The sequence below is a fragment of the Mycolicibacterium sp. XJ2546 genome (assembly GCF_053483195.1).
This window is the reverse complement of the sequence record NZ_JBEFRW010000001.1, coordinates 305,073-330,837: the sequence shown is the minus strand read 5'-3', so window position 1 is coordinate 330,837 and position 25,765 is coordinate 305,073. Positions and strand designations below refer to the sequence as shown.

Here is a 25,765-nt window from a genome sequence, read left to right as displayed (position 1 = left end):
CGGATACCCGAATGCGGGCCGCGGTTCTGGTCGAACCCGGCCGCATCGTCGTCGAGAACCGGCCGGTGCCCAAGCCCGAACCCGGGGACGTGCTGGTCCGCGTCTCATCGGTGGGGGTCTGCGGCTCCGACACGCACTACTACCGACACGGCCGCATCGGCGACTTCGTGATGGAGGCGCCGCTGGTGCTCGGCCATGAAGCGGCGGGCACGATCGTCGCGGTCGGCGAGTCGGTGGACCCGTCGCGCATCGGGCAGCGGGTGTCGATCGAGCCGCAGCGACCCGATCCCGACACCGAGGAAACCCGCCGCGGCGACTACAACCTGTGCCCGCATATGCGGTTCTATGCGACGCCTCCGGTCGACGGCGCACTGTGCGACTACGTGACCATCGGCGCCGAGTTCGCGCACCCGGTGCCCGACGCGGTGTCTGATGACGCGGCCGCGCTGTGCGAACCGCTGTCCGTCGGCATCGCCGCGATCCGCAAGGCCGGCGTAGACGCCCGATCCCGGGTGCTGATCACGGGCGCCGGGCCGATCGGCATCGTGGTGGCCCAACTCGCCAGGGCCTACGGCGCCACCGAGATCGTCGTCAGCGATCCCGATCCGGCGCGGCGCGACCAGGCCGCCCGCTTCGGCGCGACGAAGGTGCTCGACCCGACCGTCGAGCAGGTGGGTCCAGAACCGGTGGACGCGTTCATCGACGCCTCGGGCGCGCAGTCAGCGGTGGTCGACGGCATCCGCGCGGTGCGGCCGGCGGGCCGGGTGGTGCTGGTGGGCCTGGGGGCCGAATCGATGGAGCTGCCGGTCCAGGTGATCCAGAACCGTGAACTGGTGCTGACGGGGGTGTTCCGGTACGCCAACACGTGGCCGACGGCGATCGCGCTCGTCGAGTCGGGCAAGGTGGATCTCGACTCGATGGTGACCGCGCATTTCCCGCTGGAGCAGACGGCGCAGGCCCTGGACTCCGACCGCACGCCCGGTACCGTGAAGTCGGTGGTGACGCTCTCATGAAGCTGAACAACTCGACGTTGGCCACGCTTTCGGTCGACAAGCCAAGCTATGCCCGTGACGAAATCGGCATCGGCATCGTGCATTTCGGCGTCGGCGGCTTTCACCGTGCACATCAGGCTGCCTATGTCGACCGGCTGATGGAGATGGGCCTGGCCAAGGACTGGGGCATCTGCGGGGTCGGCGTCATGCCGGCCGATCAAAAAATGGCCGAGGTGATGGCCGACCAGGACGGCCTCTACACCCTGTTGCTGGAGAAGCCCGACGGCACCCGCGCAGCACGGGTCATCGGTTCCATCGTCGACTACCGCTATGCCCCCGACGATCCCGAAGCCGTGATCGAACTGCTCGCGGCGCCGAGCACCCGGATCATCTCGCTGACGATCACCGAAGGCGGTTACGACATCGATCACGCCGGCGGTGAGGTGAACGTCTTCGGCCTTGTCGCCGACGCGTTGGGCCGTAGGCGCGAGCGCGGCATCGACTCCCCCACGATCGTGTCCTGCGACAACATCGAGGGCAACGGTGACGTGGCGCGCGAGGCGTTCACTACCTATGCCGAGCGGAATCAGCCCGGCCTAGGTGAATGGATCGGCGCCCACACCCGGTTTCCGAACTCGATGGTCGACCGCATCACCCCGGCCACCACACCGGCGGTGATCGACGTGGTGGCACAGGAATTCGGCGTCGAGGACCGCTGGCCGGTGGTGGCCGAACCGTTCACGTCGTGGGTGCTCGAAGACGACTTCAACGCCGGGCGGCCGCCGTTCGAGGAGGTCGACGTGCTGTTGGTCGACGACGTCACACCGTATGAGCTGATGAAGCTTCGTCTGCTCAACGCCAGCCACCAAAGCATCTGCTACTTCGGTTACTTGGCGGGTTACCGATTGGTCGACGACGCGGCGAGCGATCCGCTGTTCGCCCGATTCCTGCTGGAGTACATGGATTCGGAGGCCACGCCGACGCTGCGCCCGGTGCCGGGCATCGACCTGCCGGACTACAAGCACACGCTCATCGAGCGGTTCGCCAACCCGGGCATCAAGGACACGATCGCCCGGTTGTGCTACGCCTCCTCGGACCGCATCCCGAAGTGGCTGCTGCCCGTGGTGCGGGAGAACCTCAAGACCGGCGCACCGGTCCGGCTGTCGGCGGCGACGGTGGCCAGTTGGGCACGCTACGCCGAAGGTGTCGACGAGCAGGGCGAGCCGATCGACGTGCAGGACCAGCTCGCCGACGTGCTGGTGCCGCTTGCGCAATCGCAGCGGCAGCACCCGACCGCGTTCATCGAAAACACCGCCGTGTTCGGCGATCTGGCCAGCGCACCGCGGTTTGTCGAGGCGTATCTGTGGGCACTCGACTCACTGCACCGTGACGGAGCGCGCGCGACGCTGGAGAAGCTGATGGAAAAGGACACGCCATGACCGTGCCGGGCAGCCCGCAGCGGGCCCTGGTGATCGGCGAGGCGTTGATCGACATCGTCGAGCGCGACGGGCGCATCACCGGCGAATACGTCGGCGGCAGCCCGCTGAACGTGGCGGTGGGCCTGGCCCGCCTGGGCCGCGACGTCGACTTCCTCACCCACATCGGCGACGACGAACGCGGCCGCCGCATCGCCGACCATGTCAAACAACTTGGGGTGCAGTTGGTTTCGAACAGTACGACCGCGGCGCGGACACCGACGGCACGGGCCAGCCTCGACGCCGACGGGTCAGCGCACTACGTGTTCGACATCGAGTGGCAGCTCAGCGGAACTCCCGAGGTCGCACCGCCGCTCGTTGCGCACACCGGATCGATCGCCGCGGTGCTCGAGCCGGGGTGCCGGGCCACCGCGGCGCTGCTCGACACCTACCATCCGGCAGCCACCGTGACCTTCGACCCGAACGTGCGCCCGGCGCTCATCGACGACGCCGACGCCGCACGTGGCCGCATCGACCGCCTCGTCGAACGCGCCGACGTGGTCAAGGCCAGCGACGAGGACATGCGCTGGATCGACCCGTCCCGCACGCCTGAGCAGATCGCGCAGACCTGGCTGGGGCTGGGGCCGTCGATCGTCGCCGTGACGATGGGTGACCGGGGTGCGTTCGCGCTGTGCGCGGCCGGCGCCGTGCAGGTGCCTGCGCTGCAGGTCGAGGTGGTGGACACCGTCGGCGCGGGCGATGCGTTCATGTCGGGTCTGATCGACGCGTTGTGGTCGCTGAGGCTGCTGGGCGCGCAGCGGCGACGCGACCTGGCCCGCATCACCACTGAGGCGTTGACCGGGGCGGTGCAGACCGCCGCGCTGTCGTCGGCGCTGACGGTGGCCCGCGCCGGCGCCGACCTGCCCGATCGCGATACCCGCGATACCGCCCTCCAATCGGCCATACTGGGCTGATGCGTTCCATCTGGAAGGGCTCCATCGCCTTCGGCCTGGTGAACGTCCCGGTCAAGGTGTACAGCGCGACTGAGGACCACGACGTCAAGTTCCGTCAGGTCCACGCCAAGGACAACGGCCGTATCCGCTACAAGCGGGTCTGCGAGGTGTGCGGAGAGGTCGTCGAGTACCGCGACATTGCCAGGGCCTACGAATCAGACGACGGCGAGACGGTGATCATCACCGACGAGGACATCGCGACGCTGCCCGAGGAGCGCAGCCGCGAGATCGACGTGATGGAGTTCGTTCCGGCGAGCGACATCGACCCGATGATGTACGACAAGAGCTACTTCCTAGAGCCCGAGGGCAAGTCGACGAAATCCTATGTGCTGCTGACCAAGACGCTCAAGGAGACCGACCGGGTCGCGATCGTGCATTTCGCGTTGCGCAACAAGACGCGGCTGGCGGCGCTGCGGGTGCAGGACTTCTCCAAACGCGACGTGATGGTCATCCAGACGCTGCTGTGGCCCGATGAGATCCGCGACCCCGACTTCCCGGTTCTCGACAAGGAAGTCGACATCAAACCTGCCGAGTTGAAGATGGCCGGCCAGGTGGTCGACTCGATGACCGACGACTTCAACCCAGACCGCTATCACGACGACTACCAGGAACAGCTGCGCGAGCTGATCCAGGCGAAACTCGAAGGCGGCGAAGCGTTTACCACCGAGGAGCAGCCGCAGGAACTCGACGAGACCGAGGACGTCTCCGATCTGCTGGCCAAGCTGGAAGCCAGCGTCAAAGCCCGCCGCGGAGGCAATTCCGACGGCTCGGCCAAGAAGGCCCCTGCGAAGAAGGCTGCCAAGAAAGCGCCTGCCAAGAAGTCGACGGCAAAGAAGTCGACGGCAAAGAAGTCGACCGCAAAGAAGTCCGCGTCCAAGAAGTAGCCGGTCCGCCCCTTCCTTGTGCGCGGGCTTTGCGCGCCGGTTCTGGACAGCGGTCATGATCCGAGCGCGAATGTACTGCCCTCGCGCAGATCGCGGGCACTTGCTCGCGCGCACTTGCCGCGGACCCAAGCCGGGCTCGAATTAGAACGTGTTTCAGAATCGCCGCCCTTCGGCGTGCGCACCTTGTTACGGTCGCTCGGTGAAGGAAGGTAGGCCAACGTGATTCTTGATAGGTTTCGGCTCGACAACCACGTCGCCGTGGTGACCGGAGCGGGCCGCGGTCTCGGCGCCGCGATGGCGCTCGCATTCGCGGAAGCCGGTGCAGACGTGGTGATCGCGGCCCGCACCCAAGCCCAACTGGACGAAGTCGCCGAGCAGATCAAGGCGGTCGGGCGCAGCGCACACGTCGTCGTCGCCGACCTCGCCCACCCCGAAGAGACCGCCAAGCTGGCGGACCAGGCCGTCGAAGCGTTCGGCAAACTAGACACCGTCGTCAACAACGTCGGCGGCACCATGCCCAACGCGCTGCTGAGCACCTCCACCAAGGACATGCGCGACGCGTTCACGTTCAACGTCACCACGGCGCACGCGCTCACCACCGCGGCTGCGCCACTGATGCTCGAGCACTCCGGCGGCGGCAGCATCATCAACATCACCTCGACGATGGGCCGCGTCGCGGGCCGGGGGTTCGCCGCCTACGGCACGGCCAAGGCCGCGCTGTCCCACTACACCCGGTTGGCCGCGCTGGACCTGTGCCCGCGGATCCGCGTCAACGCGATCGCACCCGGCTCCATCCTGACTTCCGCGCTCGACATCGTGGCTTCCAACGACGAACTGCGTAAGCCGATGGAAGAGGCCACGCCGATGCGCCGACTCGGCCAACCCGAGGACATCGCCGCCGCCGCGGTCTATCTCGCCTCGCCGGCGGGCAGCTATCTGACCGGCAAGACGCTGGAGGTCGACGGCGGCCTCACGTTCCCCAACCTCGACATGCCCATCCCCGATCTGTGAGGAACCCGCGATGACTATCAAAGTGGCCGCCATCGGCACCGGCAATGTCGGACGACACGCGCTGCGCCAGCTCATCACCGACCCGCGCTTCGAACTCACCGGTGTGTGGGTGTCGAGCGAATCCAAGGCCGGCAAGGACGCCGCCGAGCTTGCCGGGCTCGAGGAATCGACGGGTATCACGGCCACCCCCGACTTCGACGCCGTGCTGGCGACCGGCCCACAATGCGCGGTCTACACCGCGATGGCCGACAACCGCCTGCCCGAAGCGCTCGAGGACTATCGCCGCATCCTGGCAGCAGGCATCGACGTCGTCGGCAGCAGCGCGGTGTTCCTGCAATATCCGTGGCAGGTACTTCCCGACGAGATGATAAAACCGATCGAAGACGCTGCCGAAAAGGGATCTTCGACCATATTTGTCAATGGCATCGACCCCGGATTCGCCAACGATCTGCTGCCGCTCGCCCTCGCGGGCACCTGCCAGCGCATCGAGCAGATCCGCTGCATGGAGATCATCAACTACGACACTTACGACAGCGCGACGGTGATGTTCGACGTGATGGGCTTCGGCAACCCACTCGACGAGACCCCGATGCTGTTGCAGCCCGGTGTGCTGAGCCTGGCGTGGGGGTCGGTGGTCCGCCAGCTCGCCGCCGGTCTGGGCATCGAACTCGACGAGGTGACCGAGACCTACATACGCGAACCGGCGCCCGAGGCCTTCGACATCGCGGCCGGCCACATCGAGCAGGGCACCGCGGCGGCCCTGCGGTTCGAGGTGCGGGGGATGAAGGACGGAAAGATCGCCACCGTGCTTGAGCACGTCACGCGGCTGCGCGACGACCTGTGTCCGGACTGGCCACAGCCGGCGCAGGAAGGCGGGTCATACCGGGTCGAAGTCACCGGTGAACCGACCTACACCCTCGACCTCTGCCAAAGCAGTCCCAACGGGGATCACAACCACGCCGGTCTGGTCGCCACGGCGGCTCGTGTGGTCAATGCGATCCCCGCGGTGGTGGGCGCTTCGCCCGGGATCAGAACCACGCTCGACTTACCCCTCATCACCGGAAAAGGGTTGTACGCTCGCAGCTAGACCGGGAATTCCAAACGTAAGGACGTGCCTATGCGGACCACATTTCGTTATCTCACGCCAGTTTTCGCTGCAGGTGGGCTCGCGGCAGCAATCCTGTTAGCCCCCGCCGCCGCGGCCCAGGGCGGCGAGGAGGATCTGCTGCCCAAGTGCGTCGACACCGGCGGCGCCGCAGCACTCGGCGGCTCCGACACGGAGTGCGCGACCCCCGGCAACGTCTCGATCGACGCCACCCCCGCCGAGGTCGGCCCGTGGGGCGACATGTGGGGCGGCGAAGGCTTCTTCTTCCCCTAAACGCCAGCGGGATCCGCGGCCGAAGGAGGCCAATATGCGGTCCAAAAGTCGCTGTGCTGCAATTCTTTTCATAAGCGCAGTGGTAATCGCTTCCGGAATCACGGCGCCGACCACTGCGGCCGCACCGCAGTGCACCGATGTCGGCCCCAACACCACCCAATGCCAAACCAACGGCAGCGCCCAAATCGTCACGTCGCCATCGGTGTCCGCCGAGAACTGGGGTTGGCCGTACGGCGGGTTCGTCATCGGCCTTGGCGGCTTCCGATGGTGACCTGCCGATGACTGGACACTAGGTTTCGGCTAGCCTAACTTTTCTATTCGACAGACCGGATAGAAAGGTGGGTTGGTGGCAGGCGACCAAAAAGTACGGCTGCGGCCGAGTTGGGTACTGCTCGGGCCCGCGTTTGTCGCCGCGATCGCCTACGTCGACCCGGGCAACGTCGCGGCCAACGTCAGCGCAGGTGCGCAGTTCGGCTTCCTGCTGGTGTGGGTCATCGTCGCGGCCAACGCCATGGCCTGCCTGGTGCAGTACCTGTCAGCCAAGCTGGGTCTGGTCACCGGGCTGTCGCTGCCGGAGGCGGTGGGCGGCCAGATGCGGCGCCGCACCCGACTGGGATATTGGTTGCAGGCCGAATTGGTCGCTATGGCAACCGATCTCGCCGAGGTGGTGGGTGGGGCGATCGCGCTGTACCTGCTATTCGATCTGCCGCTGCTCACCGGCGGGGTGATCACCGGGCTCGTCTCGCTGCTGCTGCTGCTGGTGAAGGACCGGCGCGGCCAGCAGATGTTCGAACGCGTCATCACCGGACTGCTACTGGTCATCGCGGTCGGATTCCTCACCAGCCTGTTCGTCGCGCCACCGCCGGCCGGTGAGGTGGCAGGCGGGCTCGTGCCGAAATTTGCGGGCGCGGAGAGCATCCTGCTCGCCGCGGCGATGCTCGGCGCCACCGTGATGCCGCACGCGGTTTACCTGCACTCCGGGCTGGCCCGCGACCGCCACGGCCATCCCGAGCCGGGGCCGATGCGACGCATGCTGCTGCGGGCGACGCGCTGGGACGTCGGTATCGCGATGGTGGTGGCGGGCGCGGTGAACCTTTCGATGCTGCTGGTGGCGGCGACCAACCTGAAGGGTCACGAGAACACCGACTCCATCGAGGGCGCGCACGCCGCGGTCCAGAACACGCTGGGCACGACGGTCGCCCTGTTGTTCGCGATCGGCCTGCTGGCATCGGGCCTGGCGTCGACGTCGGTGGGCGCCTACGCCGGCGCGATGATCATGCAGGGTCTGCTGCACCGCACCATCCCGCTGCTGCTGCGCCGCCTGATCACGCTGACACCCGCGTTGATCATCCTGGCCATCGGGCTCGACCCGAGTCGCGCGCTGGTGTTGTCGCAGGTGGTGTTGTCGTTCGGCATACCCTTTGCGTTGATTCCGTTGATACGGCTCACCGCCGATCGCCGTCTGATGGGCGACGACGTCAACCACCGCGTCACCACGGCGCTGGGTTGGATCGTCGCCGCACTGATTACCCTGCTGAACGTGGTGTTGATCTACCTGACCGTCGCGGGCTGAATGTTTCGGGGCGAGCACACCTACTTCGCGTACGGATCCAACTTGTGCGTGCAGCAGATGGCGCTGCGCTGCCCCGGCGCGGTCGACCCGCGCCCGGCGCTGCTGGCTGATCACGACTGGCTGATCAACGAACGCGGCGTCGCCACCGTCGAACCGTTCGACGGATCTGCGGTGCACGGGGTGCTGTGGCGGCTCACCGATCACGACCTGGCCACGCTGGACAGCGCCGAAGGCGTTCCGGTGCGGTATCGCCGCGACCGGCTCACCGTGCACACCGCCGACGGACCAACCGAAGCGTGGGTCTACATCGACCATCGCGTCGAACCCGGTCCGCCGCGTCCCGGTTACCTGGAACGCATCATCGACGGTGCGCTGCACCACGGCCTGCCGCAGCGTTGGGTCACGTTCCTCCAGCGGTGGGATCCGGCGGGCTGGCCGCGTACCGCCGAGGCAGCCGATACCCCGGCACCACAATCGCTTTCGGAGCTGCTCGCCGCGCCCGGTGTGCTCGAGTACAGCACGCTGAGGTCCCGGTTCGGCTTTCTGGCGATCCACGGCGGCGGTCTGGAGCAGATGACCGATGTCATCGCCGAGCGAGCCGCCGACGCCGCCGATGCGTCGCTGTACGTGCTTCGCCACCCCGACCACTACCCGCACCACCTGCCGTCGGCGCGCTATCACGCGCGGGAATCCGAGCGGCTCGCGGAATTCCTGTCCCACGTCGACGTCGCGGTCTCGCTGCACGGGTACGGCCGCGTCGGCCGCAGCACGCAACTGCTGGCCGGCGGCCGCAACCGCGCACTCGCCGAGCACCTCGCCCGCCACGTCGCGATACCCGGCTACCGGGTCGTCACCGACCTCGACGCGATACCGCGTGAGCTGCGCGGGCTGCACCCGGACAACCCCGTCAACCGGGTGCGCAGCGGCGGCGCGCAGCTGGAGCTCTCGCCGCGGGTGCGCGGGATCAGTCCCCGCAGCCAACTGCCCGGCGACGACGGCCTGAGCCCTGCGACATCGGCGCTGGTGCAGGGCCTGGTCGCGACCGCGCACTCCTGGCATCTACAGTCGGCCTAGTGCGCATCGCTGTTCTCGCAACACTTCTGCTGCTCGGCCTGAGCGCCGCACCCGCCTCCGCCCAACCCGTCGCCGTCGGCGACGTCTTGGCGCGCGTCGTCGCCGACGACCACCTCGCCGGCGGCATCGCCGTCGTCCGCGACGGCGGCGAGCTAACCCGCTTCTCAGCAGGCTATTCCGACGTCGACACCAAGGCCGGCTTCGCCCCCGACACCCATATCCGTGCCGCGAGCATCACGAAAACGTTTGTGGCGGCGACCATCCTGCAACTCGTGGCCGAAGGCAGGATCGACCTCGACGCACCCATCGAGACCTACCTGCCCGGCCGGATCCGCGGCGAAGGCATCGACGCCAGTGCGATCACCGTGCGCCAATTACTCCGCCACCAGAGCGGTCTGCCCGAGTACTTCGACAAAGACACCCCACCGCCGACGGAGCCCAAGATCCCTGACGAACTGCTCGACATGGCGCTCGCAGAGCCGGCGCAGTTTCCGCCCGGCACCCAGATGAAGTACACCAATACCAACTACGTCATCGCCGGCATGTTGATCGAGAAGGTGACGGGACGCCCGGCCGCCGACGAAATCACCTGGCGCATCATCGTTCCGCTCGGCCTCTTCGAGACCTACTTTCCCGCGCCCGGCGACACCGGTCTGCGGGTTCCGTTCGCGCACGGTTACGAACTGGTGGACGGGAGCCGCCGCGACCTCACCGCGTTCCAGGCGTCGGCGGCGGGGATGGCCGGGGGTTTGATCTCCACCAATGAGGACACCTCGGCATTCATCACCGCGCTGCTGGATGGCCGGGTCGTGCCGCGGGCACAACTGGACGAGATGATGGATGTGGTCGCGATGTCCGACAGTGACGGCGTGTTCGACTACGGTCTCGGGCTGATGAAGGCCAACCTGCCGTGTGGCGTCACCGCGTGGGGGCACGGTGGCGATATCTTCGGCTACCACAGCTTTATGGCGAAAACCTTTGACGGCCCGGCTGTTTCGCTGACATTGACGCAGGCGCCCAACGCGTCCTCGCCGGAGACCGATCCGCGCGCGCAGGTGATGTCCGCAGTGTTCTGCCCCTCGACCTAACAGCCCGACGCGGTGGCCGCGGCGGCCTCCGCGACGACGTCGGCGACGGCGTGGCGGCGCTGCCACGCGTGTCGTTGTCGCATGGCCCCGTTGCCCTCGTCGGTGACACGCGCGAGTTCCTCGGTGACGGCGTCGTAGTCGCCGACGGCGTCCAGCGCGGGGCGAACATAGTCGACGAGCCGATCCAGCAGCACCCGCGCGGGCACGCTGTGGTGGCCCTCCAGCAGGTCGACCGCCTCCCCGTCCAGGCCGTCGCGGGCGGATTTCCAGTACGCGGCCTTCAGCGCGTGCGGGGTAAGCGGCGGCACGGGTTGGCCCTGGCGCTCCTCGTCGAGCGCGGTCATCACCGTCGCCCTGACCAACATGGCCAGCAGCACCGTCTCGCCCACGGTGGCCGGCACGTCGGCGACGCGCACCTCGATGGTCGGGAACGTGGCCGACGGGCGGACGTCCCAATAGACCATGCCGTCGTCGAGCACCGCGCCGGCGTTGCGCAGCATCGCGACCACGGCGTCGTACTCGTCGACCGAGTCGAAGTGCGGCGGCGGGCCGGCGCTGGGCCAGCGCGCCCACAGCACGCTGCGCCAGCTGGCATAGCCCGTGTCGGCGTTGCGGTACACCGCCGAGTTGGCGGTCAGCGCAAGCAGGGCCGGCAGCCACGGGCGCAGCCGGTTGCTGACCCGGATCGCGGCCTCCCGGCTGGGTACTCCGACGTGCACGTGGCATCCGCAGATGCCCTGCTCGTGGGCTATCATGCCGAACCTCTTCCCGATCTCCCGGTAGCGCGGGGTATCGGTGATCGGAAACCGGTGCGGCACCGCGGGCGGCAGCCCGACGGCGAGCAGTTGCGCGCCGCTGGCCTCGGCGGCGTCGGCGGCCGCGCGACGCAACCCCAGCAGCTGGTCGCGCAATTCGTGGCTGGCGCCGAAGACGTCGCTGGTGGTTTCGATCTGGCAGCTGGTGAGCTCGAGTTGCAGCTTGACGCCCCGCTCGGCGGCGTGGCGTGCGGTCGCGTCGTTGACGGCGACCGGTTCGCCGGATGACGGGTCGGCGAGCAGGAATTCCTCTTCGATTTCTGAAGTATTGATCCGGCCCGTCGGATAGTTCGACGACGGGCCGGATCCGGGGGCGAAAGTCCTTCGGTGTGGGGCTCCGGGAGTCGGAGGCGGCGGCAGTGGTATTGCCCCGCACTGACGGCCGCCAAACCTTCTCTGCCCGCCTGGCGAATACCATCTGGTGATGGCCAAGGATTTCCGGTTCGGCGTTGGGCTACAGGCCGCGCGTCGCCGACGGTCGGTGCAGGACTTCGCCCGGCGTGTCGAGGACATGGGCTACGACGTGCTGCACATGGCCGATCACCTCTACACCACCGCGCCGTTTCCGATGCTGACCGCGATCGCGGTGGCCACCGAGCGGCTTCGGGTCGGCACGTTCGTGCTCAACGCCGGCTTCTACCGGCCCGCGCTGCTGGCCCGTGACGTCACCTCGCTGCGGGACCTGTCCGACGGGCGCTTCGAGCTCGGCCTGGGCGCCGGGTACGTCAAGGAGGAGTTCGAGCAGGCCGAGCTGCCGTTCCCGACGCCCGGGCAGCGGGTCGCCTGGCTGAGCCATGTGACCGAGCACTTCACCGCGCACGTGCCCGATGTGCCGATCCTCATCGCCGGCAACGGCGACAAACTGCTGACCCTCGCCGCGCAGCGGGCCGACATCATCGGGCTGACCGGCGGCGCACCCGTCGGCCCAAATTTCGACCCGCTCGCCGACCGCGTCGCCTTCGTCCGCGACGCCGCCGGCGAGCGCTTCGGGCGCCTGGAGCTCAACCTCGCCGTCACCGCGATGCCGACCGACGACTCGGGCCGGCCGGATATGGCGATCACGCGCCAGTTCCTGCCCGGGTTGTCCGACGATGAGCTACTGCGCACCCCTGCGGTGCTGTCGGGGTCGACGAAGGAGATCGCGGACACCATCCGCGGCTATCGTGAGACCTACGGCGTCACTTACATCACGGTGCAACAGCGTCATGCCGAGGTGTTCGCGAAGGTGATCGCCGAGTTGCGCTGACGGCTTTCGGTAAGCTCCGTGCGGTCGCGCCCCCGTAGCTCAGGGGATAGAGCACGGCTCTCCTAAAGCCGGTGTCGCAGGTTCGAATCCTGCCGGGGGCACAGAATCAGGTGTTGCGCGTGTCGATGACGCCCTGGGCAACGTCGACCAACCGGGTGTTGCTGTCCTGAGAAATCTGTTTGAGCATCTCGAACGCCCGCACATCGTCGACGCCGTAGCGCTCCATGATGATGCCCTTGGCCTGGCCAATGCGGTCTCTGGTGGACAGCGCCGATACGAGTTGCTCGCCGTGCCTGCTGGCCAGGATCGCCGCCGCAGCGTGTGCGGCGAGGATCGACCCAACCGTTTCGTCCTCGGCACCGAAGGCGTTGGGCCTGAAACTGAACAGGTTGAGCGCACCGGCTGTGCGGTCGGCGGTGTACAACTTGACCGACAATCCGCTGAGCACTCCCAGTTCGACACACGCCGGCGCGTACTTGGGCCAGCGGTCCTCCTCCCGAAAGTCGTCGGTGCGCACGATGACCTCGTCGACCGCGGCCTGCAGACACGGCCCTTCGTTGTAAGTCATCTGAAGCTCGTCGAGCTTGTGCGGCATGTCGGTGAGGCCAGCCAGTGACTCGTATCTGCCGCCCTTGCCGACCAGGAGTACGCCGGCCGTGTCGACACCCGGTATCAGCTCGCCTGCCGTCGTGGTGACGTCGGACAGGACCTCCTCGACGGTGCGCGGAGCCGCGGAGGCACGCGCCAGTTCGGCCATCCGTTGCGCCAGGCTATGTGGGTTCGTGAGGTCAGCCATCTCCAAGGTCTTCCCGCTGTCGCTATCCAATACACGAACGTTTGCCTTTTCCCAGGTCCGGGCATTGTTTCTAGAGGCGAGCGTAGTGGTCGACCACTAGGCTTGCTGAGGTCTCGTCGGTTCAGAACACAGCCGACGGGGCCGCCCGCGGATACCGCCCAATTCTTCGCAATCGCGCCCTCGCCCCGCGCGACCACACACCCCGCCCGCGATACCGACGCGAACTTGTGCCGAAAATGCCTTCCATCTGGCTAGCACTCTCGCCATAAGAGTGCTAATCTCGCAGGTGCACAGTGATTTAGCTGCCCGCCAGGGTGGCGGGCCTGAAGGTACAAGGAGGTGGATTGCTGTGCTTCGCTTTGATCCGTTCAGTGACCTTGATGCCTTGACCCGGGGCCTGCTGACAAGCCAGACCGGATCAAGCCGCACCCCTCGGTTCATGCCGATGGACCTCTGCAAGATCGACGACCACTACCTGCTGACCGCCGACCTACCCGGCGTCGACCCCGGATCCGTGGACGTCAACGTCGACAACGGCACCCTGACGATCTCGGCGCACCGCACCGCACGCTCGGAAGAGTCGGCCCAGTGGCTGGCCAACGAGAGGTTCTTCGGCACCTACCGCAGGCAGCTATCGCTCGGCGAAGGCGTTGACGCGTCGGCGATTTCGGCGACCTACGAAAACGGCGTGCTGTCCGTGACCATTCCGCTCGCCGAACGCGCCAAGCCACGCAAGATCGAGGTTGCCCACGGCGGGGGCCAGAAGTCGATCGAACCGACGACCGTCGAATCCGACTAGCCGCCACGGAAACCGTTGCGGTCCAACCTGAACCTCAGGTTGGACCGCACTGCCGGCCACTCGATGTCCAGGATCGAGTACACCACCGTGTCGCGCCTCGACCCGTCGGGCAACAGTTGGTGGCTGCGTAGCACGCCGTCGAGCTTGGCGCCTAGCCGCTCGATGGCCGCACGGCTGGTGACATTGAAGTAGTGGGTGCGGAATTCCACTGCGACACAGCCAAGCCGGTCGAAGGCGTGGCTCAGCATCAGCAACTTGGTTTCGGAGTTGACGCCGCTGCGCCGCGCCGGCTCGACGTACCAGGTGTTGCCGATCTCCAGCCGCCGGTTGGGTGCGTCGACGCACATGTAGCTCGAGGACCCGACCAACATGCCGTCGAGGCGGCGCACCACTAATGTCAGCCCCTGGTCGGGGCTTTGCACCGCCAACCGGTTGCCTACCCACTGCTGTACGGCCTCCGGCGCCGGTGCCGCCGTGAACCACAGCCGGCCCAGCTCCCCGTCGGCCACTGCTGCGGCGATCTCCGGGATGTGTTCGTGGCTAAGCGGTTCCAGCCGCACCCAACGCTCGCCGGTCAGCGTCACCGGCGCGACAAAGCCGGTCATGCCGCCCGGTCAGCCGTCGACCAGGCGGCCATCATCGCCCACACCGACAAGATCACCGCGACGACGGCGACTGCGCCGGCGAGAAACAGTCCGTAGCCCGCGGAAATCGGTGGATACACGTAGAGCCGGTAATACCAGACCGTCATCACCACCACGAGGACCGAAATCGCCAACGCCGCCGACGAAGCCAGCCGACCCGACAACCCACGCCCCGCCATCGCGCCCGCCACGATCAGCGTCGCCCCCAACAACACGATCAACTGCCCCACCCCGAACCCGGGCGGCGGCGCCGGCAACTCGCCCACGGTGACACCGCCGATCGCATTTGCCCGACCGCCGCCGTCAGCCGACGTGGTCAGCCACGGCAGCCAGGCGCTGACGACCAAGACCGCTGCGCACAGCGCCACCAACCAACCGGGGCGCACGCGGGACATGGCCTGAGCCTATCGGGTGTGCCGCGTGGCCCCGATCTTTAAGGTGGAGTGTCCGACACCGAAAGCGCGGGTGCTGAAATGACCGAACTTCCCGACTGGGCGCGTCGTCTAGACCTGTCCCCTCATCCCGAGGGTGGTTGGTTTCGGGAGACCTGGCGCAGTGAGTTGACCATGCCGCAGTCCGCACTGCCCCCCGACTACACCGGCCCGCGCAGCGCCGGAACGGCGATCCTGTTTCTGCTGATGCCGGGTCAGCAATCCGCGTGGCACACCGTGCGCAGCTCAGAGCTGTGGCTCTACCATTCCGGCAGCCCGCTGCTTCTTGAAGTCGGCCGCGAACAAGCCGGGGCCACAACACATCTGCTCGGTGCCGATATCTCGGCCGGCGAACACCCCCAGCACGTGGTACCGCCCGGGTACTGGCAGCGTGCCAGGCCTCGCGACGATGAACCGTCTCTGGTCAGTTGTGTGGTGGTACCCGGATTCGACTTCGCCGACTTCGAGTTGGCCGCGCCCACCGACTGAAGCGATCTACCGTCGGCTTCCGCGCAGCTTCTCCAACATCCGACGGTCCCGCTTGGTCGGCCGCCCGGCGCCGCGCTCGCGGGCTGCAACGGGAACCGACTGCGCGATAGGGGGTTTGGAGGTTCGGTCCAGGAAGCACGTTGCCGCATCCGCCGCACCGACCCGTTTGTGGATGACGCGCACCACCTCGACGACGCGGGTGGCCTCACCGATACGGGCGCGCACCTCGTCGCCCGGCGACACCATGGTGGCCGGTTTGGCGGGCCGGCCGTTGACCCGCACCCGCCCGCCCCGACACGCGCCGGCGGCATCCGGTCGGGTCTTGGCCAGGCGGACGGACCACAGCCACCTGTCCACACGCGCCGACTCCACCCGGCCATTCTGCCCAACCAGTCAACCTTATTGTGACCTTATCTTGCCCTTATTTTTCTTAGGAATTGGTGTACGGTGTTGGGAAGCTCACCGACAGCGGCCACAGTGAGGAGCCCGCCATGCATGACACACCTGCACGGATTGTCCTGGTCACCGGTGGTTCCAGCGGCACCGGCGCACAGATCGCGCAGCAACTCGCCGACGCCGACACGCACGTCGTCGTGCACTACCGCACGGCGGCCGAGCGTGCCCAATCCGTCGCGGACGCCATCACCAGGGCGGGTGGGCGCGCCTCCACGCTGCCCGCCGACATCTGCGAACCGGCCGACTGCGCTGCGATGGTCGACACCGTCGCGGCCCGCTTCGGACGGTTGGACGCCCTGATCCTCAACGCCTCGGTTCACCTCGAGCCGGGCGCGCAGCCCCGTTCGGCGATGCGCCTCAACCGGGACGCTCAGCGCTGTCTCGCGCGGAGGGCCATGCCGCTGATACCGGCGGGCGGGCGCATCGTCTTCGTCACCGACCATTGGGGTCACTTCTATCCCTACAAGGCGGTCCCGAAAGGCCACACGGCCCTCGCCGCGAGCAAGTGGGCCGGTGAAGCCACGCTCTATGCGATGCGTTCGGAATTCCACCGCGCCGGAGTGCATTTCACGGTCGTCTCCGGTGACACCGTCGACGGTTCCTACGCCGGGGCGGTCGTTGACGCGGTCAACACCGCGCGCCCGACCGGGATGGTGTATGTCGGCGGGCCCGAGCACCGCATGACGGCCTAGGTCAGCGACGACAGGTTGAAGCCGGCGCCGGTCGGGTCAGCGACCGCGGCCAGCCGTCCGTACGGGGTGTCTTCGGCAGCGCGGATCACGCTGCCGCCGTTGTCGACGATCAGCTGCACGGTCTTGTCGACGTCGTCGGCGCCGAGGAAGAAGTTCCAGTTGGAGGGTTGGCCCTCGGGTAGGAAACTGGTCGCGTCCATCAGCCCCAGCAGCGCCTCGCCGTCGAAGCTGGCTGTGCTGTACCGGAATTCGTCGGTATCCGACACCGTCTCGATCTGCCAGCCGAACGCCTCGCGGTAGAACGCCTGCGCCGTCGCATAGTCGCGGCCGCTCCACTGGAAGTACACCGGCGCGCCGTGCTCGTTGACCACCCCGAAGCCGCGGTGCCCGGCCGGCTGCCACAACCCGAACATCGCGCCGGCGGGATCGCTCAGCATGGCCATCCAGCCCTTGTCCTTGATCTCCATCACGGGTGCGCCGCAGGTGAATGCGCCGACGGCCAACGCCTGGTCGAGGGTGGCCTGGGCATCGACGGTGTGGAAGTAGACGCTCCACCCGTCGGGGTCGTTCCACTGCGGGTCGTTGTGCATCAGCCCCGCGACCGGCTTGCCGGCTAAGGATGCCGTGACGTAGCCACCGTATTCCGGGCCTGCCGACTCGAACGTCCAGCCGAACACCTCGCCGTAGAACTGCTTCGAGCGTTCGAGGTCGGAGCTGGCGAGGTCGATCCAGGTCGGGGCGCCCACCGGGGCGGAAGTGCGAACGGGCACGATGGTCTCCTTCGTAATGGTGTGGGTCGGTCACCATGCAGACCGCGCTCGGCAGGAAAACTCATCGCCCCTCTTCGGCGAGCAGACAGAGAATGTTGTTACCGAGCGGCGTTTCGCACGTTTCTGCGTCTGCTCGCGCTCGAAAGGGGCTCGCGCTCGAAAGGGGCTCACGCTCAAGAACTCAGCCCGAGAACCCGCAGCGCGTTCTCCTTGTAGACCAGCGGCACCACAGCCGGGTCGAGGTCGAGCGCCTCGAAGTCGCGTCGCCACCGGTCCAGGCCGATGTAGGGGAAATCGGTTCCGAACAACGCCTTGGTGCGCAGCTGCCTGCCCAGGGCCTGCACGAGCTGGGGCGGAAAATATTTCGGGCTCCAGCCGGACAGGTCGAGGTAGACGTTGGCCTTGTGGGCGGCGATCGCGATCTGCGCGTCCACCCACGGCACTGCGGGATGGGCCATCACGATCCTCAACTCCGGGAAATCGGCGGCGACGTCGTCGAGCAGCATCGGATCCGAGTACCGCAGCTTCACCCGGCCACCACCCGGCAGCCCCGAGCCCATGCCGGTCTGCCCGGTGTGGAACAGGGCGGGCACGCCGGCCTCGGTGATCGCCTCGTAGATCGGATAGAAGCGACGGTCGTTGGGCTCGAAGGCCTGCATGCTCGGGTGGAACTTGAAGCCCTTGACGCCATAGTCGCCGACGAGCTCGCGCACCCGGTGCACCGCCGCCCGCCCTTGCCACGGATCCACGCTGCCGAACGGGATGAGCACATCGCTGTTGCGTACCGCACCGGCGACGAGGTCCGCGATCGAGTTGGGCACATGGCGCATCGCGGTGCGCGCGTCGATCGTGAACACCACCGCGGCGGTGTTGTGCTGCCGGTACAGCGCGGCAATGCCGTCCACGCTCGACAGCTGACCGGGCGACCGCTTGAAGTACTTCTCGGTCGCCTCGATCAACTCGTCGGTGTAGGCCTTGTGGCCGTGGCCGTCGACCTCGACGTGCGTGTGGATGTCGATCGCGGCGATGCCGGCGAAATCGAGCCCGTACTCGTACTTTTCGCTCACCATGGACGCTGACTACCCGGCGGCGGCCTCCGGCGCGTAACCGATCGCCGACTTGGTCTCCAGGTATTCGTCGAAGCCGAAGTGACCCCATTCGCGGCCGTTACCGCTGCGCTTGTACCCGCCGAACGGTGCAGTCATGTCGAAACCGTGGTTGATCGCGACCGAGCCGGCACGGATCCGGCGCGCCACCGACCGGGCCTGCTCCAGATCGGCACCGGAGACGTATCCGGCCAGCCCGTACTCGGTGTCGTTGGCGATCTCGAGCGCCTCGTCGAGATCGTCGTAGCCGATGATGCACAACACCGGCCCGAAGATCTCCTCGCGGGCGATGGTCATGTCGTTGCGCACGTTGGCGAACACCGTCGGCTTGACGTAGTAGCCGGTATCCAGACCATCGGGACGACCCGGACCGCCGATCACCAGCGTCGCGCCTTCGTCGATGCCCTTTTGCAGCAGGCCCTGGATCTTGTCGAACTGCGCCTTGGACGCCACCGGGCCCAACGCGCGGGGTTCGTCAGGGTCGCCGACCTTCACCGTGGCGGCGGTTTCCTTGGCCACGGCGATGGCCTCGTCCATCCGCGAGTTCGGCACCAGCATGCGCGACGGGGCATTGCAGCTCTGGCCGCTGTTGACCATCATCACCGTCGTCCCCGCGGCCACGCTCTTGGCGAAGTCGTCGTCGTCGAGCACGATGTTGGGGCTCTTGCCGCCGAGTTCCTGCGTCACCCGCTTCACCGTGGCGGCCGCGTTGCGTGCGACGTCGACGCCGGCGCGGGTGGACCCGGTGAAGGACACCATGTCGATGTCAGGGTGGCTGGACAGTGCCGCGCCGACGCCGGGGCCGTCACCGTAGACGAGGTTGTACACGCCGGCGGGAACGCCTGCGGCGTCGACGATCTCGGTGAAGATCTGCGCGGAGTACGGTGCTACCTCTGACGGCTTGAGCACCATGGTGCAGCCCGTGGCCAGCGCCGGAAACACCTTGCAGGCGATCTGGTTGATGGGCCAGTTCCACGGCGTGATCAGACCGCAGACACCGATCGGTTCCCGGACCACCAGCGTGGATCCGAGCTGTTCTTCGAACGCGAAGTTCTTCAGCACGTCGATGGCCGTCGCCATATGGCCCATTCCCAGCGCCACCTGCGGGCCCGCTGCAAGGGATGCGGGGGCGCCCATCTCCTCGCTGACCGCGGCGGCCAGGTCATCGGAGCGCTTCTGGTACTCGGCCATGATCGCCTGCAGCAGGTCGAGTCGTTCTTCGCGGCTGGACTGTGACCAGGTGGCGAACGCCTTGCGGGCCGCCTGCACGGCCACGTCGACGTCGACGGCGGAACCGATCGAGATCCGGCCGGAGACTTCTTCTGTCGTCGGGTTGTCCACGTCGAGGGTGTTGGGCCGGACCGGGTCGACCCACTTTCCGTCGATGTAAAACTTCAGATACTCACGCATGGTGCCCATCTTTCTCTACTGTGTGCCTTCTGCATACCAGGTCCGGAATCGGTCGTACTTGGGCATCTCCTCAGAGTTGGCCTTCGGGTCGATGCTCACGTGCACCACACCCACCTTGCCGCTGGCATAGGCGCGGGCGATGGCCGGACCGATCTCGTCGTCCTTCTCGACGTATTCGCCGTGGCAGCCGAAGCCCTCGGCGATCTTGTCCATCCGGACGTCCTTGCTCCAGTGCACCCCGGGCTGCGGGGACGGCTGGGAGAACGTGCGCTTGTAGACGCCGACCTCCAGGCCCCACTGATGGTCCACGCCGACCACACACACCAGCGGCACACCCTCGCGGGCGGCCGTTTCGAGTTCGGCGATGTGAAACAGGAACGAAGAGTCGCTCGTCAGCAACATCACCGGGCGTTTGCGTCCCTCGGCGATCGACGCGCCGACCGCATAGGGCAGTCCCGTGCCCAGATGTCCGAAATTCTGGTTCCAGATCACGTCGCGCGGCTTGCACTGCGAGTAGGTCCATTGGAAGATCACGGTCGCGCCGCCGTCGCGCACCATGATGCCGTCCTCGAGTTCGTCGAACGCCTTGGTGGCTTCGACGACGAACCGGGCCGGATGAATCGGCGTGCGGCCCGATGGCGCGGATGTGGCGAGTTCCGCTAATTCTTCGGAGTCGGCCTTGACCAACTTCTCGAGGTTGGCCGACGGTTCGCGCGGGGTATCGCGCAGCGCCTCGACGAGTTGCGGGACGACGCCGCGCAAATCGCCGACCAGCGGCACATCGAACGGGCGGTTGACACCGACGGCCGCTGGATCCTGCTCGACGTATACCCATTTGCGGTTGGCGTCGTTTCCGGCCCAGTGCTGCGTTTTGCCGTAGTGCATGGGCTCGCCGAGTTCGGTTCCCAGCGCGACGCACAGGTCGGATTCCTCGACCGCCTCGTTGGCGGCCGGGGAGAACAGGTACGGGAATGTCCGGTCCTGCAGTCCCGGGATGTACGAGGTGCCTCCGGAGGTTTGGATGACCGGGCACGCCATCAGCTCGGCCAACTCTTTGACCTGCTGCTGCGTGCGGGAGGTGTGTACGCCGTGGCCGACGAGCAAGATCGGGTTCTTCGCTTCGCGGATCAACGTCACGGCCTCGGCCAATTCAGGCGCCCCCGCCCCTTGGTTGATGAGGCGATACCGGTTGGGCGGCAAAGCTTCTGCGACGTCGAGCTCTTCGAGGATCACGTGCGACGGGAACTCCACGTAGCTGGGTCCGGGCGTGCCTGACATCGAGCGGCGGATGGCCTCGCGGATGATCTCGTCGGTCTGGTCGGCGTACTCGATCGAGCTGCTGTACTTGACCGACGCCTCGAAAAGCGGTTCCTGCTGCACGAATTGGATACGGCCGCGCCGCACGCGCCGCTCGGTGATGCGGGCACGCTGACCGCCGAGGAAGATCACCGGCGAGTTCTCAACAAGTGCGCATTGGATTGCCCCCGCGATGTTCGCCATACCCGGTCCGAGGGTGCCGATGCACAGTCCCGGCTTGCCGGTCATCCGCGAAGCCGCTTCCGCCATGAACCCCGCGCTGAGTTCGTGGTGCGGCGCGACCACCGACCATCCGCGGGCCTCGGCCTCGGCGAACATGTGCACGAAGTTCGGGTCCGGGATGCCGAACAGCGTGTTGACCCCCTCGGCCTCGAAGAGGTCGAGAATGCGTTTGTAGACGGGCACGCCCATACGAAACTCCTTTACTGGTAGCGCTTGGCTAGTTCTCGGCGGTGTGCTGCCGGCGATCCGAACAGCGAACGGTTGAGCGCGGCGCGTTTGAGGTAGACGTGGACGCCGCTCTCCCACGTGTAGCCGATGCCGCCGTGCAGCTGCATGGCCTTGCCGACGATGTCGACGGCCGCCCCGCACGCGTGCGACTTGGCCATCGCGGCGGCGACGCCGGCGTCGGGATCGTTTCCGGCGATGGCTTGTACCGCGGCGGCGACGAGCTGGCGGGAGACGGCGATGCTGACGAGCATGTCGGCGCAGGCGTGTTTGACGGCCTGGAAGGACCCGATGGGTCTGCCGAACTGCTGGCGCACCTTGGCGTACTCGACGGTGGCGGTCAGCATGGCCTCGCTGAGCCCCAGGCTGTCGCACGCGACGGCGACGGCGGCCCGGTCACGCAGCCGGCGTATCGCGGCATCGGGATCCCCGGCGAAGCGCAGCGCGTCACCATTTTGGTCCGGAACCGATACCGTTGCGAGAAAGCGGGTTTCGTCCAGAACCGGTTGTGCGGTGACGGTGACGGCCGGTTCGACGATGCCGCTTTCGGTGACGACGAGCACCCGGTCCGCGCCCTCGGCGTCGGGCACGAAGTCGTACGGCTCGAACGCGACGGCCACCCGGGTCGCACCGGATGCGATGTCACGCAGCAGTTTGTCGCGGGCATCGCTGGGCTGCAGCGCGTTGACCGCGCCGACGGCCAAGACCGCGCTGCCCAGGTAGCTGGTCGCTGCGGCGGCGCGGCCGACCTCCTGACAGATGATCGCCGTTTCGGAAAACGTCGCCCCGGCGCCGCCGAGCTGCTCGGGTACCTCCAGCCCGACCCAGCCGGCCTCGACGAGCGTGGGCCAATCGACGGCGCGGTCCTTGCCGAGCAAATTGGCTGCCACCGAACGCAGCTCGTCGTGGAACTCGGTGAATTCCGTGGTCATGTGCTGCTCGGTTCCCGCGGCAGGCCGAGGCCGCGCTCGCCGATGATGGTGCGCTGGATCTCGCTCGCGCCGCCGGGAATGGTCCACTCCCACGAGCCGATGAAGTCGAGTACCCAGGAGCCGGACTCCCAGCCGCTCGACATCGGTTTGGTCAGTTCGGTGTGGGCCGCCAGACCGCCGACCTCGGCGCCGAAATCGGTCATCCGCTGCAGCAGCTCGCTGTAGTAGAGCTTGACGATCGACGCGTCGGCAGGCCCGGGGTGGGCATTTGTGCTGGTCTCCACCAACTTTCGGCACAGCCCGCGCAGCCCGGTGATCTCGGTCTCGAACTGCGCCAGCCGGTCGGCGACGATCGGGTCGTCGACGGGGCTGGCCTGTACCAGCCAGCGGAAGCCGGCGTTCCCGAGCCGCTCGGCGAGCTCGAGCATGGTCATCCCCCGCTCGGCGCCCAACGTGGCCTGGGCGACCTGCCATCCGGCGTTCTCGGCGCCGACGAGGTTGGTCGCCGGAATCGACACGTCGTTGAGGAAGATTTCGCAGAAGTGCGAGTCGCCGACCGCGTTGCGGATCGGCCGCACCTCGACACCGGGTGTGGCCATATCCAGCAGGAAGTACGAGATGCCCTTACGTTTGGGCGCATCCGGGTCGGTGCGGGCCAGCAGCAGACACCAGTCGGCGTGCATACCGCCGCTGGCCCACAGCTTCTGCCCGTTGACCACGTAGGTGTCTCCGGACTTGCGTGCCGTGGTGCGCAGGCTCGCCAGATCCGATCCGGCTTCGGGTTCGGAGAAGCCCTGCACCCAGATCTCGCCGTCGAGGATGGCGGGCAGATGCCGGCGTCGCTGCTCCTCGGTGCCCGCGGCCAGCAGGGTCGACGCGGCGTGGTGGATGCCGACGAAGGCCAGCACCAGCCGCGGCGCGTCGTGTCGGGCCAACTCCTGGTAGAGCACCACCTGTTCGGCGACCGACAGTTCCCCGCCCCATTCGCGCGGCCAGTGCGGTACGGCGAAACCCGCGCTGTGCAGTTTGGCGAACCAGGCTTTCTGGAACGCGACGAACTGTTCGTCGGTGGCACCGGTCTGCTGCTCGCGCCAGTCGGGCGGAATGTGCTCTTCGCACCACTGCCGCACGTGCTGCCGAAACTGAGTGGCGGTCATGATGCGTTGGCCCGAAGCTGATCCATGGTGCGTGCGACAGCCACGCCGTCGTCGAACGACGGGGTGATCGCGGTACCGGTGCGCAGCGCTTCGGCGACCTCGGCGAAGTAGGTGCTCTGCGCGGGCGGCGGGGTGCGCCGCGGCGGCGGATCGAACTCGGTGGTGGCGGGCTCTTCGCCGGGTCGACGCACCACCAGCGTGGTGTCGCCGGTCAACTCGATGGTCCCGTCGGTACCCATCAGCGTGGCGCGCGGCGTCGACGGCACGGCGGCGGCGAACCCGGTGTCGTGAGTGGCGGTGGCCCCGTTGGCCAGCCGGAACCACCCCGAATAGCCGTCCTCGGCTGTGGCACCGGGGATGTCAGTGCGAGTGACGCCGCCGCAGTCGACGATGTCGCTGCCGAACAGCCAGCGGGTGAAGTCGATCAGATGGGAGCCGTAGGCCCCGATCCAGCCGCCGCCGAGGTCGCGGTCGTTGATCCAGCCGAGCGGGCGCCCCCGCAGTCCGCTGCCGAAGAAGTTCCAACTCAAATGCTTTGGTGCGCCGATGGTCCCCGCGTCGGCGAGCGTTTTGAGCTTCGCCCACGGTTCGTTGAACCGGAACTCGAAGTTCAAGAAGTTGGCGACGCCGGCGTCTCTAGCCGTGTCGCGCATGGCGGTCGCCTCGTCGGCATTGCGTCCGAACGGCTTGTCACACAACACCGCATGGCCGTGCTCGATCGCGGCCGTCACGTGCTCGAGGTGCAGGAACGGCGGTGAGTGGACGGAGACCAATTTGGCGTCGGAAGCCAGCGCGTTTTCCACCGCGGCATCGTCGCGCGGGCTGACCACCTCGACGTCGAAGCCCACGCTCTGATAGGCTGGGGCCGCGGCGTGCTTGCCGAAACCGGTGCCGATCACCACGACCTTCATGCGTACAGCCCTGTCAGGCCGGCACGGCCGGCGCTACGGGTCAGCTCGTTGCGGGTCGCCGACAGGCCCAGTGGCAGCCGCCGTAGCGGTTGGCTGTAACGCGACAGCCATGACAGCGTGGTCTCGTCGCAGAAGCCGACCGCGCCGTGCAGCTGGTGACACACCCGGAACACCACCTCGGCGGCCTCGATCGCCGACATCCTCAGCGCCAGCGCGTCGTTGAGCGCCTCGGGCCGGTCTTCTTGGACGCTCCACAGCGCGTACTTGGCGAGGATGTCGAGCCCGCTGCGCTCGACTTCGGCGTCGGTGAGCTGAAACTGCACACCCTGAAACGTCGAAAGCGTCTGCCCGAACTGCTTGCGCAGGCTGATATGGGTGACGGTCAGTTCGATCGCCCGGTCGAGCATGCCCAGCAGCGTCCAGCACGGCAGCACCAGACCCAGCGCGACGTCCGCGGCGCCGTCGTCGTCGACGCGGTCCAATTCCAGCTCGGTGACGAACCCCGGTCCCGGCGGACCCAGCCCGCCCACGCGGTGCCGGACACCGTCCAGAGCCACTGCTATCCAGCGGGATTGGAGACCGGCCAGCGGGGCGGCCGGGCGTGGTCCGGCGATGACGATCAACCCGTCGGCGTCCAGATCGGTCGGCTTGGCCAGCCGTTCGGCGACCGGGTACGGCAGTGCCCAGTAGCCCGCGCTTCGGCACAGCGCCGCCGCGGCCTCCAGCCCGTCGCCGTCGGCGCGGGGGTCCAGATCCCATGCGCCCAGACCGGCGAGGACAGCGGCGGCAAGCGGTTCGCGGCGGGCCGAATCGGCTTCGGCCTGCTGCACCAGCAGGTCACCACCTGCGGCCTCGAAGGCCCGCAGCGCTTGGCGTCCGTACTCGGCGGCGTCGTCGGACAGATCCAAAATCATATCGC

General features: G+C 67.3%; 28 protein-coding genes and 1 tRNA gene. 16 read left to right on the top strand and 13 right to left on the bottom strand.

The features are described from left to right. Nucleotides 1-11: 11 nt before the first annotated feature. From ABQE44_RS01700 to ABQE44_RS01650, 11 genes are all read left to right on the top strand, one after another. Entirely contained in the window at nucleotides 12-1,013 is a 1,002-nt protein-coding gene (locus ABQE44_RS01700) for an NAD(P)-dependent alcohol dehydrogenase (RefSeq protein ID WP_448393837.1), read from the top strand. Next, on the top strand, nucleotides 1,010-2,431 hold the full coding sequence (locus ABQE44_RS01695) for a mannitol dehydrogenase family protein (protein ID WP_448393769.1): 1,422 nt from the start codon (nucleotides 1,010-1,012) through the stop codon (nucleotides 2,429-2,431). The genes ABQE44_RS01700 and ABQE44_RS01695 overlap by 4 nt, the downstream gene beginning before the upstream one ends. Then, nucleotides 2,428-3,381: a carbohydrate kinase family protein gene (locus tag ABQE44_RS01690; protein WP_448427963.1), complete on the top strand. Its 954-nt coding sequence runs from the start codon at nucleotides 2,428-2,430 to the stop codon at nucleotides 3,379-3,381. The genes ABQE44_RS01695 and ABQE44_RS01690 overlap by 4 nt, the downstream gene beginning before the upstream one ends. Next, nucleotides 3,381-4,304 (top strand): non-homologous end joining protein Ku, encoded by a 924-nt coding sequence (gene ku, locus ABQE44_RS01685; RefSeq protein WP_448393767.1) that lies wholly within the window; start codon nucleotides 3,381-3,383, stop codon nucleotides 4,302-4,304. Before ABQE44_RS01690 ends, ku begins: the two co-directional genes overlap by 1 nt. A gap of 219 nt (nucleotides 4,305-4,523) precedes the next feature. Further along, complete coding sequence (locus tag ABQE44_RS01680; RefSeq protein WP_448427961.1) at nucleotides 4,524-5,315, top strand: SDR family oxidoreductase; 792 nt, start codon at nucleotides 4,524-4,526, stop codon at nucleotides 5,313-5,315. A 10-nt stretch (nucleotides 5,316-5,325) separates the two neighbouring features. Further along, nucleotides 5,326-6,402 carry an NAD(P)H-dependent amine dehydrogenase family protein gene (locus ABQE44_RS01675; protein WP_448427959.1) on the top strand — a complete coding sequence of 359 codons (1,077 nt, stop codon included), beginning with the start codon at nucleotides 5,326-5,328 and terminating at the stop codon, nucleotides 6,400-6,402. Nucleotides 6,403-6,432: 30 nt separating this feature from the next. Further along, nucleotides 6,433-6,693, top strand: coding sequence for a hypothetical protein (locus ABQE44_RS01670; RefSeq protein ID WP_448393764.1), 261 nt, complete (start codon nucleotides 6,433-6,435; stop codon nucleotides 6,691-6,693). A gap of 79 nt (nucleotides 6,694-6,772) precedes the next feature. Then, complete coding sequence (locus ABQE44_RS01665; RefSeq protein WP_448427957.1) at nucleotides 6,773-6,964, top strand: hypothetical protein; 192 nt, start codon at nucleotides 6,773-6,775, stop codon at nucleotides 6,962-6,964. 75 nt (nucleotides 6,965-7,039) lie between these two features. After that, complete coding sequence (locus tag ABQE44_RS01660) at nucleotides 7,040-8,266, top strand: Nramp family divalent metal transporter (protein WP_448393762.1); 1,227 nt, start codon at nucleotides 7,040-7,042, stop codon at nucleotides 8,264-8,266. After that, nucleotides 8,267-9,340 (top strand): poly-gamma-glutamate hydrolase family protein, encoded by a 1,074-nt coding sequence (locus tag ABQE44_RS01655; RefSeq protein ID WP_448427955.1) that lies wholly within the window; start codon nucleotides 8,267-8,269, stop codon nucleotides 9,338-9,340. Then, nucleotides 9,340-10,428: a serine hydrolase domain-containing protein gene (locus ABQE44_RS01650; RefSeq protein ID WP_448427953.1), complete on the top strand. Its 1,089-nt coding sequence runs from the start codon at nucleotides 9,340-9,342 to the stop codon at nucleotides 10,426-10,428. Before ABQE44_RS01655 ends, ABQE44_RS01650 begins: the two co-directional genes overlap by 1 nt. Here ABQE44_RS01650 and ABQE44_RS01645 read toward each other — a convergent pair. Further along, nucleotides 10,425-11,516 carry a glutamate--cysteine ligase 2 gene (locus tag ABQE44_RS01645; RefSeq protein ID WP_448428294.1) on the bottom strand — a complete coding sequence of 364 codons (1,092 nt, stop codon included), beginning with the start codon at nucleotides 11,514-11,516 and terminating at the stop codon, nucleotides 10,425-10,427. The genes ABQE44_RS01650 and ABQE44_RS01645 overlap by 4 nt on opposite strands. Before the next feature lie 151 nt (nucleotides 11,517-11,667). On the opposite strand from ABQE44_RS01645, the gene ABQE44_RS01640 reads away from it, so the two are divergent. Together ABQE44_RS01640 and ABQE44_RS01635 are read left to right on the top strand one after the other, a co-directional pair. Beyond that, nucleotides 11,668-12,489, top strand: a complete 822-nt coding sequence (locus ABQE44_RS01640; RefSeq protein ID WP_448393758.1) for a TIGR03621 family F420-dependent LLM class oxidoreductase — start codon at nucleotides 11,668-11,670, stop codon at nucleotides 12,487-12,489. A gap of 28 nt (nucleotides 12,490-12,517) precedes the next feature. After that, nucleotides 12,518-12,590, top strand: a tRNA-Arg gene (locus ABQE44_RS01635). A 5-nt stretch (nucleotides 12,591-12,595) separates the two neighbouring features. On the opposite strand, the gene ABQE44_RS01630 is transcribed toward ABQE44_RS01635, so the two are convergent. Next, complete coding sequence (locus ABQE44_RS01630) at nucleotides 12,596-13,285, bottom strand: GAF and ANTAR domain-containing protein (RefSeq protein WP_448393757.1); 690 nt, start codon at nucleotides 13,283-13,285, stop codon at nucleotides 12,596-12,598. A gap of 349 nt (nucleotides 13,286-13,634) precedes the next feature. Between ABQE44_RS01630 and ABQE44_RS01625 the strand changes: the two genes are divergently transcribed. After that, complete coding sequence (locus ABQE44_RS01625) at nucleotides 13,635-14,084, top strand: Hsp20/alpha crystallin family protein (RefSeq protein WP_448393756.1); 450 nt, start codon at nucleotides 13,635-13,637, stop codon at nucleotides 14,082-14,084. Here ABQE44_RS01625 and ABQE44_RS01620 read toward each other — a convergent pair. Next, a complete protein-coding gene (locus ABQE44_RS01620; RefSeq protein WP_448393755.1) occupies nucleotides 14,081-14,689 on the bottom strand; it encodes a GNAT family N-acetyltransferase in 609 nt (202 codons plus the stop codon). The genes ABQE44_RS01625 and ABQE44_RS01620 overlap by 4 nt on opposite strands. Further along, a complete protein-coding gene (locus tag ABQE44_RS01615) occupies nucleotides 14,686-15,123 on the bottom strand; it encodes a hypothetical protein (RefSeq protein WP_448393754.1) in 438 nt (145 codons plus the stop codon). Before ABQE44_RS01615 ends, ABQE44_RS01620 begins: the two co-directional genes overlap by 4 nt. 78 nt (nucleotides 15,124-15,201) lie before the next feature. Here ABQE44_RS01615 and ABQE44_RS01610 point away from each other — a divergent pair, with 78 nt between their 5' ends. Next, a complete protein-coding gene (locus ABQE44_RS01610) occupies nucleotides 15,202-15,648 on the top strand; it encodes a cupin domain-containing protein (protein WP_448393753.1) in 447 nt (148 codons plus the stop codon). Nucleotides 15,649-15,654: 6 nt separating this feature from the next. Here the strand turns inward: ABQE44_RS01610 and ABQE44_RS01605 are convergent, their stop codons facing one another. Continuing rightward, nucleotides 15,655-16,020, bottom strand: a complete 366-nt coding sequence (locus ABQE44_RS01605) for an Hsp15 family ribosome-associated heat shock protein (protein WP_448393752.1) — start codon at nucleotides 16,018-16,020, stop codon at nucleotides 15,655-15,657. A 119-nt stretch (nucleotides 16,021-16,139) separates the two neighbouring features. Between ABQE44_RS01605 and ABQE44_RS01600 the strand changes: the two genes are divergently transcribed. Further along, a complete protein-coding gene (locus tag ABQE44_RS01600; protein WP_448427951.1) occupies nucleotides 16,140-16,796 on the top strand; it encodes an SDR family oxidoreductase in 657 nt (218 codons plus the stop codon). Here ABQE44_RS01600 and ABQE44_RS01595 read toward each other — a convergent pair. The 8 genes from ABQE44_RS01595 to ABQE44_RS01560 form a co-directional block, all read right to left on the bottom strand. Continuing rightward, nucleotides 16,793-17,566 (bottom strand): VOC family protein, encoded by a 774-nt coding sequence (locus ABQE44_RS01595; protein ID WP_448427949.1) that lies wholly within the window; start codon nucleotides 17,564-17,566, stop codon nucleotides 16,793-16,795. The genes ABQE44_RS01600 and ABQE44_RS01595 overlap by 4 nt on opposite strands. A 173-nt stretch (nucleotides 17,567-17,739) precedes the next feature. Beyond that, the gene (locus ABQE44_RS01590) at nucleotides 17,740-18,636 is read right to left on the bottom strand and encodes an amidohydrolase family protein (RefSeq protein ID WP_448393749.1); all 897 of its coding nucleotides are present in this window, start codon (nucleotides 18,634-18,636) and stop codon (nucleotides 17,740-17,742) included. A 9-nt stretch (nucleotides 18,637-18,645) separates the two neighbouring features. Further along, nucleotides 18,646-20,082 (bottom strand): aldehyde dehydrogenase family protein, encoded by a 1,437-nt coding sequence (locus ABQE44_RS01585; RefSeq protein WP_448393748.1) that lies wholly within the window; start codon nucleotides 20,080-20,082, stop codon nucleotides 18,646-18,648. 15 nt (nucleotides 20,083-20,097) lie between these two features. Continuing rightward, a complete protein-coding gene (locus tag ABQE44_RS01580) occupies nucleotides 20,098-21,810 on the bottom strand; it encodes a thiamine pyrophosphate-binding protein (protein ID WP_448427947.1) in 1,713 nt (570 codons plus the stop codon). 11 nt (nucleotides 21,811-21,821) lie between these two features. Then, the gene (locus tag ABQE44_RS01575; protein ID WP_448427945.1) at nucleotides 21,822-22,778 is read right to left on the bottom strand and encodes an acyl-CoA dehydrogenase family protein; all 957 of its coding nucleotides are present in this window, start codon (nucleotides 22,776-22,778) and stop codon (nucleotides 21,822-21,824) included. Beyond that, nucleotides 22,775-23,935 (bottom strand): acyl-CoA dehydrogenase family protein, encoded by a 1,161-nt coding sequence (locus tag ABQE44_RS01570; protein ID WP_448427943.1) that lies wholly within the window; start codon nucleotides 23,933-23,935, stop codon nucleotides 22,775-22,777. The genes ABQE44_RS01575 and ABQE44_RS01570 overlap by 4 nt, the downstream gene beginning before the upstream one ends. Beyond that, nucleotides 23,932-24,846 carry a Gfo/Idh/MocA family protein gene (locus ABQE44_RS01565; protein ID WP_448427941.1) on the bottom strand — a complete coding sequence of 305 codons (915 nt, stop codon included), beginning with the start codon at nucleotides 24,844-24,846 and terminating at the stop codon, nucleotides 23,932-23,934. The genes ABQE44_RS01570 and ABQE44_RS01565 overlap by 4 nt, the downstream gene beginning before the upstream one ends. Then, a complete protein-coding gene (locus ABQE44_RS01560) occupies nucleotides 24,843-25,760 on the bottom strand; it encodes an acyl-CoA dehydrogenase family protein (RefSeq protein WP_448427939.1) in 918 nt (305 codons plus the stop codon). Before ABQE44_RS01560 ends, ABQE44_RS01565 begins: the two co-directional genes overlap by 4 nt. Between the last annotated feature and the right edge of the window lie 5 nt (nucleotides 25,761-25,765).